The 14446-nt window shown below is 55.0% G+C and carries 11 protein-coding genes; 1 reads left to right on the top strand and 10 read right to left on the bottom strand.

Annotation, left to right across the window (positions count from 1 at the left end; genetic code table 11):
• Window positions 1–4 precede the first annotated feature (4 nt).
• Window positions 5–1759, top strand: a complete 1755-nt coding sequence (fruA, locus tag G462_RS0109305; protein WP_026958759.1) for a PTS fructose transporter subunit IIBC — start codon at window positions 5–7, stop codon at window positions 1757–1759.
• An 86-nt stretch (window positions 1760–1845) separates the two neighbouring features.
• On the opposite strand, the gene G462_RS0109300 is transcribed toward fruA, so the two are convergent.
• The 10 genes from G462_RS0109300 to G462_RS0109255 all read right to left on the bottom strand — a co-directional run bounded on the left by G462_RS0109300 (window position 1846) and on the right by G462_RS0109255 (window position 14302).
• Window positions 1846–2664 (bottom strand): lipase family protein, encoded by an 819-nt coding sequence (locus G462_RS0109300; RefSeq protein ID WP_026958758.1) that lies wholly within the window; start codon window positions 2662–2664, stop codon window positions 1846–1848.
• Window positions 2665–3007: 343 nt separating this feature from the next.
• Window positions 3008–3760 (bottom strand): type VI secretion system-associated protein TagO, encoded by a 753-nt coding sequence (locus G462_RS0109295; RefSeq protein WP_026958757.1) that lies wholly within the window; start codon window positions 3758–3760, stop codon window positions 3008–3010.
• Window positions 3761–3775: 15 nt separating this feature from the next.
• Window positions 3776–4963: a mannose-6-phosphate isomerase, class I gene (gene manA, locus G462_RS0109290; protein WP_026958756.1), complete on the bottom strand. Its 1188-nt coding sequence runs from the start codon at window positions 4961–4963 to the stop codon at window positions 3776–3778.
• A gap of 20 nt (window positions 4964–4983) precedes the next feature.
• A complete protein-coding gene (locus G462_RS0109285; RefSeq protein WP_026958755.1) occupies window positions 4984–6981 on the bottom strand; it encodes a methyl-accepting chemotaxis protein in 1998 nt (665 codons plus the stop codon).
• Between the two features lie 67 nt (window positions 6982–7048).
• A complete protein-coding gene (locus G462_RS0109280) occupies window positions 7049–8335 on the bottom strand; it encodes a carbohydrate porin (protein ID WP_026958754.1) in 1287 nt (428 codons plus the stop codon).
• Between the two features lie 329 nt (window positions 8336–8664).
• A complete protein-coding gene (locus tag G462_RS22300; RefSeq protein ID WP_026958753.1) occupies window positions 8665–9558 on the bottom strand; it encodes a sugar phosphate isomerase/epimerase family protein in 894 nt (297 codons plus the stop codon).
• A gap of 59 nt (window positions 9559–9617) precedes the next feature.
• A complete protein-coding gene (locus G462_RS0109270; RefSeq protein WP_026958752.1) occupies window positions 9618–10787 on the bottom strand; it encodes a glycoside hydrolase family 130 protein in 1170 nt (389 codons plus the stop codon).
• 9 nt (window positions 10788–10796) lie between these two features.
• Window positions 10797–11789, bottom strand: a complete 993-nt coding sequence (locus G462_RS0109265) for a glycoside hydrolase family 130 protein (RefSeq protein WP_026958751.1) — start codon at window positions 11787–11789, stop codon at window positions 10797–10799.
• A gap of 16 nt (window positions 11790–11805) precedes the next feature.
• Window positions 11806–13170: a phosphohexomutase domain-containing protein gene (locus tag G462_RS0109260; protein WP_026958750.1), complete on the bottom strand. Its 1365-nt coding sequence runs from the start codon at window positions 13168–13170 to the stop codon at window positions 11806–11808.
• 124 nt (window positions 13171–13294) lie between these two features.
• On the bottom strand, window positions 13295–14302 hold the full coding sequence (locus G462_RS0109255) for a LacI family DNA-binding transcriptional regulator (protein WP_026958749.1): 1008 nt from the start codon (window positions 14300–14302) through the stop codon (window positions 13295–13297).
• Between the last annotated feature and the right edge of the window lie 144 nt (window positions 14303–14446).

Here is a 14446-nt window from a genome sequence, read left to right as displayed (position 1 = left end):
GACTATGACTACCCTCATCGTAACAGCTTGCCCGAGCGGTGTAGCCAACAGTCTGTTGGCCGCGAAACTGCTGACACGAGCAGCCAAGGAACAAGACCATAATATCGTGCTGGAATGCCACAGCAGCTTAGACAGCAACAGCTTGATTGACGGAAAGCAACTGGCTACCGTCGATAAGGTGATTGTGGTGGCCGATACCAGCATTCGCAACCAACTGGAACTGCAGCGCTTTAACGGCAAACAGGTCTATGTGGCGGAGATGAGCGAACTGCTGGCCAACCCGAAAGCCTTCTTGGGCGATGCGCTTAGCAAGCTCGCCCCCTTTACCGCCAGCGCGCCCGCAGCTAGCGAGATGCCAACAACTCAGCCAAGCAACTCTGGCGATGCGCTAAATATCGTGGGCATTACCGCCTGCCCAACCGGGGTTGCCCATACCTTTATGGCAGCCGAAGCGCTGGAGGAAGGCGCCAGCAAGCAAGGTCATCAGATCAAGATTGAAACCCGTGGCTCAGTGGGCGCTAAGAATACCCTGAGCGAGCAAGAGATCGCCGCCGCAGATTTGGTGATTATTGCCGCCGATATCGAGGTAGACATGGCCCGCTTCGACGGCAAGCGCGTGTACAAAACCTCCACCGGCAACGCCTTGAAGAAGACCCAAGAGACCCTTGCCGCCGCCACGCAACAAGCCAGCGTGTATCAGCATCAGGGCAACACCAGTCAACCCAGCGATAGCAAGCAGGAGAAAACCGGCGTCTACAAGCATTTGATGACCGGGGTATCGCATATGCTGCCCTTGGTGGTCGCTGGTGGTTTGTGTATTGCGCTGTCGTTTGTGTTTGGTATCGAGGCCTTCCAACAAGAGGGCACTTTGGCCGCCGCGCTGATGAGCATCGGTGGCGCGTCGGCCTTTGCCTTGATGGTACCGGTACTGTCGGGCTACATCGCCTACTCGATTGCCGATCGCCCGGGTCTGGCACCCGGCTTGGTGGGCGGTATGCTAGCCAGCAGCATTGGCGCGGGTTTCCTCGGCGGGATCCTCTCTGGCTTCCTGGCCGGTTACTTAGCCAAATGGATGGTCGATAACATCAAGCTCCCCAGCTCCATGGAGGCCTTGAAGCCGATCTTGATCGTGCCCTTCCTGGCAACCCTGGTCAGCGGCTTGGTGATGATCTACATCATCGGCAAGCCCGTCGCCTCGGTGATGGACGGCCTGACCACCTTCCTCAACAACATGGGCGATGCCAACGCCATCTTGCTAGGCATCCTGCTCGGCGCGATGATGTGCTTCGACATGGGCGGCCCAGTGAACAAAGCCGCTTATACCTTCGGTGTGGGCCTGCTCGGCAGCCAAACCTATGAGCCGATGGCAGCAGTGATGGCGGCAGGCATGGTGCCAGCGTTGGGCATGGGCGTCGCGACCTTTATCGCCAAAGCCAAGTTTAGCGACAGCGAGCGCGAAGCCGGTAAGGCCTCATTTGCGCTGGGTTGGTGCTTTATCTCTGAAGGTGCGATCCCGTTTGCCGCGAAAGACCCGATGCGAGTTATCCCAGCCTGTATGGCCGGCGGCGCATTAACTGGCGCGCTCAGCATGCTAATCGGCGCAGAGCTACTGGCTCCGCACGGCGGCTTGTTTGTGCTGCTTATCCCCAATGCGATTAGTCCAGTTCTGCTGTATCTGGGTGCGATTGTTGCGGGTACGCTGGTTACTGGTGTCGGCTATGCGGCGCTGAAAAGCCAGCAGCAGCTTGCTGCGGCCTAAGTCCTGGCGCTTAAACGAGGAAAGGATCTGAGGTAGAGCCCCAGATCCTTTTTTGTCTCTCTATTTATTCGTCACAGCGCATCTGGCTAGTTCAGCTCCCAAGCCTCCACCGCTTCTAAATAGCGATCAATGTCGTGGTCTTCCACACCATCAAAGCCCTTCTCTTTTAGCGCGCTCATCGCGCCATCGAAGTAGTCGACAAACTTGAACCAGAAGCCCACTTCTTGATGGATCTGTTTCTCTTCGGTGATATACAGATAACTGCCCACGTGACTGTAACCCATTACCCTGGCCGGCACGCGGGTAACGATGTCGTTGTTGTTGTGAAACCGAAAAAAGCGAGACTTGCACTCCACATTGAAGAACTGCGCGGTGTCGCGGGTCAGCGCGCGCGGCTGACCGAAGGTGTAAACGCTGGTAAAGGGCTTGTCTTCGTGCACCAGCTTGGCGGCGGCGATTGTCGCCATGGCGCCGCCCAGGCTATGTCCGGTAATAAACAGCGGACGCTTGCGCTGGGCCAGTAGCCGTTGGTACTTGTCAAAGATGGGCAGCCACACATCCTCCACCGAATGCCAAAAGCCGCGATGAAACTCGCCAAACAACTGCTTGGTGGCAAAGGCATTGAGGTTATCTAACCAATCGAGGGTTTCATCGGTGCCGCGAAACGCCATGCATAGGTAGTCTTCGTGCTCGATTAGCGCCGCTTGGGCACTGTTCTTATCCACCCCAAACACGCTGCAAAACTTGGGGTCGTCGGCCTTGAGGGACGCCAAGATCTTGTCTTCATCGGGAATGGCGTTGCCCTCGGAAACCTTGCGATAAACCTCTTTGGACAGGCGTGCCATCCAATAGGCGTTTCCCTCGTCCAGACCGGTTTTATAAGGTGAAACCTGCACTTTTTTCATGAACGTCCTCCGTAGTTACATTGTGCGCAATGGCACGTGTGAACTTCCGCTAGATTCGCTCGAAGATTGTGTTGTAGCGAAAAAAGCGGAAAGGTCATCCCCTAAAACTACTGGGCTGGTTTGGGAGACCAGCTCAACGACAGAGACTCAAAACATATCGTGCATGCTGTAGCGACAGGCAATTAACAGTCGCAACAGCTCAATCAAGTATTAGCGGGGAATGGGGCTTTTGATAGCTATTGAAGCAAGATTGCTAAACGCTTCTTCCATTCTGCAGCGCATCCCATAAAAAAGGACCGGCGCAAACCAGTCCTTTTTTATGGCAGTGACACGCAGCCTTGAGCTAACCCAGCCCACAGCGGCCCGGGAACTGATCAAGCAGATCTGACAGGCCATCGATATCGAAGATGGCCACCAATACGCCATCGGCGCGGGCGCGGGTTTGCGCCTTATACTGATCCATCGCCAGCAAAGCCGCCAGCTTGCCTTGATTAAATTTTGGGTAAATCGTGGTGCGCTCGTCGGCGGCCACTCGCCAATTCTCGCGCTTACCGCGGCTGTCGGCACTGCCGCTAGTCACATAGATATCGGTCCCAAGGTGCACTCGCCAGTTAATCGATAGGCTCGCCTGATCGTCCTCGCAGCGAAGCTGCAGCTTGGTTGCGGGGCTGGCACTGGAGCGCGCTTGGTTAAGTGGCGCGGAGAACAGCAGCGACGGCGCCTGCCCGTCCCGCGCTTGCTGTTGCACGGTCCATGCGCCTTGCTGCTGAATAATCTCACCGCTTGGCTCTGCATCACTCAGTCCAAGCACGCTCGCCACAATATCGCTGGCGTCCTGCTTGTCACTGGCGTTATCGACCGGCTCAGTGACCACTGCACTCGCCGCGACGGTGTCGCGCCCTTGCCCTGGCCTTGCTCCTGCTCCCGCCGCTGCGGTAGTCGTCAAGTTCGAGGCCAGATTGTCATAGCACTCAAGCCGAGCGATATGGCTGGTCACCTGACTGCACTGCAGCAGTTGTTCAGCCAAGGGCTCGGCATACAGGTTGCCACTTAACGCCAATCCACTGGCAACCACGATATGGGTGAGAGTTTTCATAGTATCCCCTTGAATTTACTCGGTCTTGGCCTTGGCTCGATAAAGCTTGCAGCATGAGTGGGCACTTACCAGCGACTTTTCACCCGGAAGCTGATAGTAGGCCTCGCCCTCACGCCACAACTTACTTTGCTGCTGCAGGCTAAGCTCACCGGAGAGTAAGAACCACACGCTACCACTCTCAGCCGCTTCCAGCACCAGCTGCTGACCTGGTTCGAGCTGATAGGCAATCAGCTGGAAGTCATCCACTGGCACCGGAAAGTCCAAACCGCCATCAGCCAGCTCGATCGGCTCAATCGGCGTCGCTTCAGCGGCGGAGAAATCGGCTACTTTGAGCAACTCGTTGACATCCACCCGCTTGCTGGTGAGGCCAGCGCGCAGCACGTTATCAGAGTTGGCCATCAGCTCAATGTTCTGCCCTTCCAGATAGGCGTGGGGAATACCGGCATCTTGGAAGATCACCTGCCCCGGCGCCACATACACCAAGTTCAGAAACAGCACCATCAGCAGCCCTGCTTCTAAGCCTTGCCCCGATTGCTGGGCGCGTAGGTAGGCCCGACAGAGCCAGAAATAGGGGCTCGATTTAGGCAGCTCGCGCGCCAGATAACTCGCCAAATGGCGCTCGATGATCGGCTCTAGCACCTCAGCCAGTTCATCGGCATTGAGCGAAAAGCAGTGCTGCACCAGGCCCGCGTTGTCCGTGTGTTGCCAAACGCTCTCCAAGCGCTTCAGGCTTGGGTTGTCATCGAAGATGAGCGCGAGCTGCTCAGGACGTTTCAAACCGTGTAACAGCCAAAAGTCGGACAGCGCTAACATCAGCTCTGGTTTGTGGTTGTCGTCCTTGTAATTACACTGTTCAGCGGGCAGATCTTGTACCCGCTCGCTGGCAAAGCCCTGTTTGGCCTGCTTGAGGGATGGATGCACCTGAATGGACAACGGCTGACGCACATCCAGCACTTTTAACAGATAAGGCAAACGTTGGCCAAAACGCGCCACCGAATCCTGCCCTAAGCGCTCTACCGGCGAGTCTTTTAGCCACGCCGAAAAAGCGTGGTCGCCAGCAATGCGCGCATCACCGCTTGGGTGATCGCCAAACCACAGCTCCGCCACTGGCTGAGCAGAGGCCTCCGGCAAGTCCAGTAGCATCGGAATGTAGCAACGGCCACCCCAGTCGTAGTGTTGCTGCACACCTTGAATCTCTAGCATTGTTTACTCCATAAATGTTGTCAGGCCACGGCCCGGGTTTTGATAAGTTCTAATTCGGATTGCTGTTCCAGGGTTTGCTCGGCCAAAAGCTGGCTTTGCCTGGCCACCTCGGCAGAGGTGGTATTACCTTGGGTAAAGGCACTGGTGATCCCCTCCAGCGAGGTGGAGATATCGGCGCAAGCGCGATGCTGCTCTTCCGAGGACAGCGCAATCTGGTTCATCTCTTGCTCTTGCAGCTGAATCTGCTGACTGATCTGCTCCATGCTCTGCTTGCTGCTCTCTACATAGCGAAAGTTCTGCGCCATGTTCTCGCTGCATTTGTCCATGCTGCTAACCGCTCGCTGCGACGCGGTTTGTAGCTGCTGAATCATCTCTTGGATTTCTGCCGTGGCCCGGGCGGTGCGCCCCGCCAACTCGCGTACTTCATCGGCGACCACCGCAAAACCACGCCCCAGCTCGCCGGCACGCGCTGCTTCAATGGCTGCGTTCAGCGCAAGCAGGTTGGTTTGGCTGGCGATGTTTTCGATGACCTCCAAGATCCCGGAGATCTCATGGCTGTGGGTCGAGACTTCGGCAATAACCTGAGTGCTCTCGGCGACCCGTTGCTGGAGCTGTTGGTTACTTTGGTGAGATAGCTGCATTGCCTCCATGGCGGTATTGGAGCCTGCGCTGATCTGTTGACTGTTGGTCAGGTGCTGCTGAGTTAAGGTTTGTACATGGCGGCTGGTTTGCTCCAGCTCGCAGACCGCGCTGGCAATGGTAGAGACCGCGTCGAGCTGCTGGTCCCCCACCTGTTTGACACTGGTGGTCTGCTTGGCCGTCTCTAGCGAGGCCTGATAGATCTCTTCACTGTGGCGCTTAATCTTGTCGAACAGATCGCCGTTGGTTTGGATCACCTGCTCGAGCTGCTCGGTGAGGTGGGCAAACTCCTGAGGCCAGCGAGTGGTGATGTTTTGGCTAAAGTCGCCCTTGGCCAACAGGCCCATGGCTTTGAGGCAGTAATTTAGCGGCGCCATAATCTGCGACCGCAGGTAATAGCCAATACCCGCCACCAACAACACACAGAATGCGATCACTGCCAATTGTCCCTTGAGCACTAAGGCAAAGCTGCTTCGCACCTGATCGCTGTTGGCTTGCATATTTTGCTGTGCCGCGTGGCTCATCGCGCGCACCTGGCTATCGATGGCCGACAGCAGCTGGCTTTGCAGCTCCAGATCCTGGGCGATGCGTTCGCGGTTTTGTGCATGCTCCAGCAGTTGGCTGGGAAGGCTGTTCTCGCCAAACAGCAACGCGCGGAACTGCTCTTCGGCATGCTGCAGATCGAGCTCGCCGGTCAGTGGAGGAATGTCTTCCATCAAGATCTCAAACATATCCAGGTAGTTGTCCTGACCTGACTCAATCACGTTTTTGAGATGACTAACCTGCTGGCTATGCTGGGCGAAGAAAGCCCGAGTGGTATTGGTAAGGAGCCCATCACGCAGCATCAGATACTCTTCGAGCTGCTTGCGCAGATAGTAATCGTCGCGCACATAGCGATTGCTGACCCGCTCCAGGGCAGTATTGGCACTGGCCACCAAGTTCATCAGCTCGTCGCGCAGCTCAATGGTTTGCTGCTGCTGGCGCAGGCCGTCGAAGTGGGCAGTGGCGACATCTTGGTTGAGCACGCTAAGCTGGCGGACTTGCTGTTGAATCACTGCGCCCTGTTGCTCAAAGTAAGGGCTAAGCACCGGGTCATCGGCCAGCTGCTGCAACTCGCTGAGCAGCTCGCTTTGCCTGGCTTGGAATTCGTTTTGCTGGGCTAGCTGATGGCTTTGCAATAGCGCGAGTACAGACTGTTGATAAGCAGACAACTGATTGCGAAGTTGTCCGGAGGCACGCTCAACCTGCGAACTTTGTGATACCAGTTGATTGACCGTCTGGCTGCCGGAGGAAACTTGATAAATTGCAGCGACACTGGATAGTACGAACAACCCGAGAATCGTTACAAAGGCAACGATAATCTGAGTGGTGATCCTCATCGGCAACTCCTTTCTACAAAGGGGAAAAGGGGAGCCAAAGCTCCCCAATAGGCTTAACGAAGGTTGCTTAGAACCACACCTCACCCTGAACACCGAAGTTCAGCGTGTCAGTGTTGCCATCGCGGCTGTAGCTCTCATCCAGACGGCCATTGATTTCTTTGTCCCACTTGGCGTAGGTGGCAAAGAAGCGGATTTGTGGACGGCCCCAGAAGCCTTGCGAGAAGGTCAAGGTTGGTGCGATAGTCGCTTTCACCATGCCGCCGCTAGTGTCAGAGCTCTCGGTATCGAGGTACTCGTAGCCCAGCTCGTACTGCATCGCGAAGTTGTTGCTGATCTGGTGGTAAGGACGCACGCCAACAGCCCACAAAGAGCGGTCTTCACCCTCGCCCTTAGCCGCGTTTTGCCATGGTGCGTAGTCGCTGTCGTCTTGGTAGAAGGCGAAGGTTGATACATCCCACGCACCGAAGCTGGCCATGCCATCTAGCACGAAGCGCCATGACTTGGTGCCCTTGCTGTTAGCATAGCCCCAGCCGTTTTTACCCAAGGAGTCACCTGCAGCCAGGCCTTGGCCATACTGGAATACCGCACGTGAGTAGCCGTTCGCCAGGTTGTAGAAACCATCGAAGTTATACACACCAGTGAAGCCCAAGCCGCTTTCCGCTTGCTCTGGACGCCAGCCAGCTTTTTCCATGGTGTGCGCAGTCACTTGTAGATCCAGACCGGCACCCGCGATGTCTTTGAGCCATACGTTCAGTGAGTAGTCTTCCGAGTAACCAATCTTGGTGCCATCTTCTGGTACCCAGGCCTCGTCACCGGCGTTGTCAGGCGAGAAGGCGTACAAGCCCACATCCAAACGGGCAAAGCCAAGATCAACTTTGTCTACACCACCACCGGTACCGTTGTATTGAATGTACTCCCAGTCATACTGGTGGTTAGAGGCGTTACTAGAGCTGTAGCGACGGCCTGCCCAGAATACCGAGCCAGGAGCAAAGCTGAGGTTTTCCAGCTCCACGTAGCCTTCTCGCCACTGGGTGCCGTTCTCGCCCATACAGTTCCAGTCGGCAGTACAATCCGTCTCGTGGGTAATATTGGCACGAACACGGGCGATCACGCCGTCGTCGGTGGTCATGGTAATGGTTGGTAGCAGCTCGATTTTGGTGTTCTGTTCGTTACCCAGACGCCACTTACCGTAGGTCAGTGGAGCCAGCGCTTTACCGCGGGTTCCGTCTTTGGTCATCAGTACGCCACTTTTTACGTAGCCGTGCATGCTGAAGTCAGTCGACATGGCAGCGGCTGAGCCTGCAGAAAACGCCAGTGCAACCAAAATGCTATTCGCGAGTAGATTCTTTTTCATATCATTCCATCTTAACGTTATTAGTAAGTTTCATTCCCTAGCTAGCCAGCGCCATCTCTTTGTTATATTGTCCAAACGCTAACTGCAGGAGAATACTAACAATTAAAAATGGTAACGTTACGATCATTGATCACATTTCAGATAAGGAACCCATCTTTAAAAACAGGTTTTCATCAGCAAGATCAACACAAACCCAATGATATCAAGGGATTTAAGCCCAGTTTAAAGGTTCATTAAAAATCAACCAAAACGTTTCGATTGTGAAGTTGATCATGGTTTTCCTTTAGCGGATACGATGGGTCATTGGCAGATCAGCGGCATTTCTGGGCTCACAGCAGGCTTTTCAGCAGATCTAAGGTTGCCCGAGTACCGCCCAGTTCATCATCCGCCTCCCCTTCATACTCGGCCGCTATCACCCCAGAGAATTCGTGATCGACCAAGATATCCAGGCAGCGCTGATAGTCGATGCGGGTTTCACGCCCCTGTGGGTCAAACGCATAGGATTTCGCACTCACACCCAGCGTGTAAGGGGCAAGGTCAATACAGCCCTGATAGCGGTCGTAGCGACGCTCTGGGTCGAGGTTCCAGCCGCCCATGCAGAAGTTATCGAAATCCAGGTATACCCCCAGATTATCCCGCTCACAGGCCTCAATCAGCATCGCCAACCACGCGCCATTTCCGGTGGGATGGCCATGATTTTCCACCACCAACTGCAGCCCAAGCCCAGCGGCGTAATCGGCCAACTCTTTAAGGCTCTCACTGCACTGATTGAGCTGCTGCAGATAACTGCCCTCACCATAGGCGTTAACCCGTAAAATGTTGCAGCCAAGGCGCTGAGCGGCCTCCAGCCAGGGAAGGTGGCGGGCAATCGCTTGTTGTCGCTCGGCCCGGTTGCGCGCGCCCAGCAAGCCGAGCTCATCACACATCAGACAGCTAAATGTGATGCCTTGGCGATGAGCGTCATGCCGCCACTGCGCCAACCATTGATGATCCTGAACCCGAGAAAAGAACAGAATATTGACCGGATCGATACAGCGAACGCCAAGCTGCACGGCGTATTGCAACACCTGCTCAGGGGCGAGTTCACCACGTAAGATGCGCTCGGGGCTTGCCGAGTGAAGGGTGCGCAGAAACCACTCGTAGTCGCTGCGGCTATCGCCAAGAATGGCGCGATGAAAGGACCATTGAGACAGGCCCAGACTTGGTTTTGATAATTCAGACATAAACTTCCCTGTAAACGAAAAAGCCCCTCACAGGGAGGGGCTGGTGCAAACCTAAGGCATTACAGCGACTGGTTGCTCTCGATAAGCGCGATGCGCTGAGCCACACAGCCTGCCGAGGTCAGCGGATCTTCAGGCGTATTCACCACATAATCCACCAACTGCTCGATGGTCGTGGTTAGTACATGACAACGGGTATCAGAGGAGGCGTAGTAGATAAACACCTCGCCGTTATCCTTGGCGACCATACCGTTACAGAACACCACGTTAGATACATCGCCGACGCGCTCCTCGCCCTCAGGCGCCAGGAAGTAACCGCTCGGGCGGTGGGTCACTTTCATCGGATCGTTGAGGTCGGTCATAAAGCAGTAAAGCACGTAGCGCAGGCCTGCGGCGGTGTTGCGCACGCCGTGGCCAACGTGCAGCCAACCTTGCTCTGTCTTCAGCGGCGCAGGACCTTGGCCATTCTTTGACTCTTTAATGGTGTGATATTGCTTAGGCTCAATCACGTGCTCAACATCTACCACGCAGTTGTCCATCGACTCCGCGAAGGCCATGCCGATACCACCGCCCTTACCCGCTTCGATAAAGCTATCCTGCGGACGGGTGTAAAGCGCGTACTTGCCATCGATAAACTCAGGGTGCAGTACGACGTTGCGTTGCTGGGCTGAGTTGGTCTTCAGATCAGGTAAACGCTCCCAGCTTTGCAGGTCTTTGGTGCGTACGATACCGCACTGCGCTACCGCGGCAGACTCATCCCCCGGGGCCGCTTGGGGGTCTTTGCGCTCGGTACAGAACAGACCGTAGATCCAGCCATCTTCATGCTTGGTCAGGCGCATATCGTAGATGTTGGTATCTGGCTCGTCAGTCTCTGGGATAACACAAGGCTTATCCCAGAACTGGAATCCCTCTACGCCATTGTCACTCTCGGCCACAGCAAAGAAGGATTTGCGGTCGTGCCCTTCAACGCGCGCCACCAGATAGTACTTACCCTCAAGCTCAATCGCGCCCGGGTTAAGCACGGCGTTGATGCCCAAGCGCTCCATCAAATAAGGATTGCTGTGGCTATTCAAGTCATAGCGCCAGGTCAGCGGTGCATGCGCCGCAGTCAGCACCGGATCGCGGTAGCGCAGGAAGATGCCATTACCCGGCAGCTCTGCTTGGTTGGTTTTTGCGTGCAGCTGCAAGTGCTCGGCTTGCAGCATCGCCAGGCGTTGTTCAAATACAGACATGACTCTTCCTTAAAAAACTTCTGAGTTGGCTTTGATGTAGGCAACCAGCTCATCCACTTGGGTGTAAGCCACTGCCGAGTAGGTATCTGCCGCGCCGTAGTAGACCGCGATGCGACCGCTATCGGCATCAGCCAGTGCAGCACATGGGAAAGCAACATTCGGTACAAAGCCCGCCGTCTCGTACTCTTTCTCTGGGGTCAGGATGTAATCGCGGGTGCGGTAAAGCACTTTCCACGGCTCGTTGATATCCAGCAGCGCAGCGCCCATGCTGTAGACGAAGCCGTTACAGGTGCCCGATACGCCGTGATAGATCATCAGCCAACCCTCTGAGGTTTCAATTGGGATTGGACCTGCACCGATCTTGGTGCCCTGCCACCAGCCTTCGCCGCCTTTGCCCATTACGTGGCGGTGCTTGCCCCAGTACTCCAAATCGTTGGAGTGGCTTAGGAAGATGTCGCCAAACGGGGTGTGACCGCTGTCAGATGGACGGTTTAGCAGCACGTACTGGCCGTTGATCTTACGTGGGAACAGTACGCCGTTACGGTTAAACGGTACGCAAGCATTTTCCAGGCGGGTAAAGGTTTTAAAGTCTTTAGTCATGCCCATGCCCAGCGTGGCGCCGTGGTCGTCGGTACACCAGGTGATGTAGTAGGTGTCATCGAGTTTTACAACGCGTGGGTCGTAGGCGTAGCTAGGCTGGAAGTCATTGCCGTCTTTGTCTTGCCACTTGATAACTTGGTGGTCGAACTCCCAGTTCAGCGCGTCTTCACTGAAGCCAACATGCAGGTGAGCACGGCCATTTTTGTAGTCGCTACGGAACACGCCGGCGAAGCCTTCACCGAAAGGAACCACCGCACTGTTATAAACACGGGCAGCGGCGGGGAATGGATTCCAACCGATGATGGGGTTGGCGCTGTGACGCCACATCACGTCTGAGCAACCTTCTGGACGATCTTCCCAAGGCATGTTTGGTATTGCGTTACCAATAATTTTTACAGTCATTTTTCTCTCCTGAAGACTAGATAAATTGCTCGAGCAACTGCAGCAACTCGCTGGTTTTTTGTTGCATCAAAGTCGGGTTAGCGCGGGACTCCACGTTCAAACGAACCACTGGCTCGGTGTTGGAGCTGCGCAGATTAAAGCGCCAGTTTTCAAACTCGAGGCTGATACCATCGGTGCGATCGATGTTCAGCGCGTCCTGGCGGTAGTGATTAAGTAGGCTGTCGACGGCCGCGGTTGGGTCGCTGACTTTTCGGTTGATCTCACCGGAGATCGGGTAGGCCTGCTGCTGTGCCTCAACCAAGCTGGATAGGCTGCAGTTTTGTGCGCAAAGCAGCTCGGCGATCAGCAGCCACGGCAACATGCCGCTATCGCAGTAAGCAAAGTCGCGGAAGTAGTGGTGGGCGCTCATTTCACCGCCATACACGGCATCTTCCAGGCGCATCCGTTCTTTGATGAAGGCATGACCGGTCTTGCTCATGATCGCTTCACCACCCTCTTGCTCGACGATGTCGATGGTGTTCCAGGTCAAACGCGGGTCATGGATGATCTTGGCTTTGGGCTGCTTACGCAGGAACGCCTGAGCGAGCAAACCAACGATGTAGTAGCCCTCAATAAAGTTGCCCTTTTCATCGAACAAGAAGCAGCGGTCCACATCGCCGTCCCAAGCCACGCCAAAGTCAGCACCATGTTCAAGCACCGCGTTACGAGTGTCCTGGCGATTCTCTGGTAGTAGTGGATTAGGAATGCCGTTGGGGAAGTTGCCATCGGGCTGGTGGTGAACCTTGATAAGCTCAAACGGCAGCAGCGGTTCAAGGGCATCCAGCATATGGCCCGCCGCGCCGTTGCCAGCATTTACCACCACCTTGAGTGGGCGCAACGCAGCGGCGTTGAGGTAGCCCATCAAATGCTGGGTATAGGCCGGCGAGATGTCGTAACGTTTCGATTTTTGTTCAAATGAAGCCTGCGTTACTTGGTCAAACTCAGCGTTGGCCACCAAAGCCTCAATTTCACGCAAACCGGTGTCACCACTGATCGGCCGTGCGCCCTTGGTTACCAGCTTCATCCCATTGTATTCCTTAGGGTTATGGCTGGCTGTAACCATAATACCGCCATCTAGATCTAGCTCGGCGGTGGCAAAGTAAACCTCTTCGGTACCTACCAGCCCCAACGACAGGACCTCGGCGCCGCCATCAATCAAGCCTTGGCTAACAGCTTGCGCAAGCTCTGGGCTGCTCAAGCGGATATCGTAGCCCACGGCCACGCGTTGAGGCTTTAGCTGGTGGGCATAAGCACGACCAATGCGGTAGGCCAGCTCAGGGTTAAGCTGTTCCGGCAACTTGCCGCGGATATCGTAGGCCTTAAAGGCGTCTGTGTTATACATAGTCAAATCCATGCGAAAATCGTAACGTTACCATTTTTAAAGTAACCGAAATCACATGCAAGGTTTTTTGGATTAAAAACTCATGAACGTGATGTCGGTAGAATTATTTACTAAAACCGCGAAACTATCGTTCGAAATACACGGTTTTCTGCAGGGTTTGCAGGTTCTTAATCGGCTCACCATTGAACAGACGCAGCAAGTGCTGAATCAGTTGACGACCGACCTGATGAAAATCCTGACGGTAGCCGGGGATCGGCGGCATAAAGAAGCTTGGGAAATCACAGGTCTCGATCACCACCACATCAATGTCTTTGCCAATCACCGCACCAGCGTCTTGCACCCCGGCGAGAATGCCACAGGCGCTGATCTCAGAGCCACAGACAATCCCATCGGGCGGATTATCCGAGCGCATAATCTGTGCTCCCAGCTCGCGGTAGCCGCCATTCACGTCGGTATCAAAGATGATGTTGTTCTCGATATCGAAGTCGATGCCAAACTCCATCGCCGCTCGGCGAGCACCGTAGTACTTGTGCCAGGCGTAGGTGTAGATCTGCGACGAGCTCAGCAAACGCAGGTTCTTACGCCCTTGGGTAATCAACTGATGGGTGGCCCGGTAAGCCGCGTCGCGGTTATCGATATCCACAAAGGCGTGGTCGATACTCATCTCAGTCTGACCAAAGGTAACAAAGGGGATCTCGTTGTCATACAGATAGGCAACGCGCTCGTCCTGAGTCTTGGTCAGGTTGAAGATCATACCGCCACAGAGGTTGTTCTCCACCGCGTACTTGACCGGCTCCAGTGGGTCGGAGTCGGGCTCCATCGGCAGTACCGTCAGGTGGTAGGGGGTGCCTTCCAATGCGGCAGTTAACCCTTCAATCAGCGCCAAGGTGCCAATATCACCGACGATATCTCCAGGCTTGGTCACCGGCAGCACCGCACAGATGTTGTAATTAATACCTGTTCGCAGACCCACGCCAGAGGGGTTGGGACGATAGCCAAGCTTCTTCGCTGCCGCTTTTACGATCTCTTTGGTGGGCGCTTTAACATCATCCCCATCCTTAAGCGCGCGGGAAACTGTCGTGACTGATAGTCCGGTGTACTCCGCAATGGTCTTCAACGTTGCTTTTGCCATAACCTACCTGTAAATAACCTCTATTACCGTAACGATTAGATGAGCCAGTCTCTCAGCTTACACCTGTAAACTCAAGCCTGTATTTTTTTCATTCTCAGTTCAGTAAAACCTGACGTATCTCCCGCTTAGCCACTCGCTATTGAG

Origin of the sequence: Aliagarivorans taiwanensis DSM 22990, assembly GCF_000429505.1 — a bacterium.
Lineage (GTDB): Bacteria > Pseudomonadota > Gammaproteobacteria > Enterobacterales > Celerinatantimonadaceae > Aliagarivorans > Aliagarivorans taiwanensis.
This window is presented reverse-complemented; position numbering and strand designations above follow the sequence as displayed.

Coding starts and splice junctions, on each gene's coding strand:
- G462_RS0109270 (WP_026958752.1), bottom strand. CDS start 10,787: ATGTCTGTATTTGAACAACGCCTGGCGATGCTGCAAGCCGAGCACTTG.
- G462_RS0109280 (WP_026958754.1), bottom strand. CDS start 8,335: ATGAAAAAGAATCTACTCGCGAATAGCATTTTGGTTGCACTGGCGTTT.
- G462_RS0109285 (WP_026958755.1), bottom strand. CDS start 6,981: ATGAGGATCACCACTCAGATTATCGTTGCCTTTGTAACGATTCTCGGG.
- G462_RS0109265 (WP_026958751.1), bottom strand. CDS start 11,789: ATGACTGTAAAAATTATTGGTAACGCAATACCAAACATGCCTTGGGAA.
- G462_RS22300 (WP_026958753.1), bottom strand. CDS start 9,558: ATGTCTGAATTATCAAAACCAAGTCTGGGCCTGTCTCAATGGTCCTTT.
- fruA (WP_026958759.1), top strand. CDS start 5: ATGACTACCCTCATCGTAACAGCTTGCCCGAGCGGTGTAGCCAACAGT.
- manA (WP_026958756.1), bottom strand. CDS start 4,963: ATGCTAGAGATTCAAGGTGTGCAGCAACACTACGACTGGGGTGGCCGT.
- G462_RS0109260 (WP_026958750.1), bottom strand. CDS start 13,170: ATGTATAACACAGACGCCTTTAAGGCCTACGATATCCGCGGCAAGTTG.
- G462_RS0109300 (WP_026958758.1), bottom strand. CDS start 2,664: ATGAAAAAAGTGCAGGTTTCACCTTATAAAACCGGTCTGGACGAGGGA.
- G462_RS0109295 (WP_026958757.1), bottom strand. CDS start 3,760: ATGAAAACTCTCACCCATATCGTGGTTGCCAGTGGATTGGCGTTAAGT.
- G462_RS0109255 (WP_026958749.1), bottom strand. CDS start 14,302: ATGGCAAAAGCAACGTTGAAGACCATTGCGGAGTACACCGGACTATCA.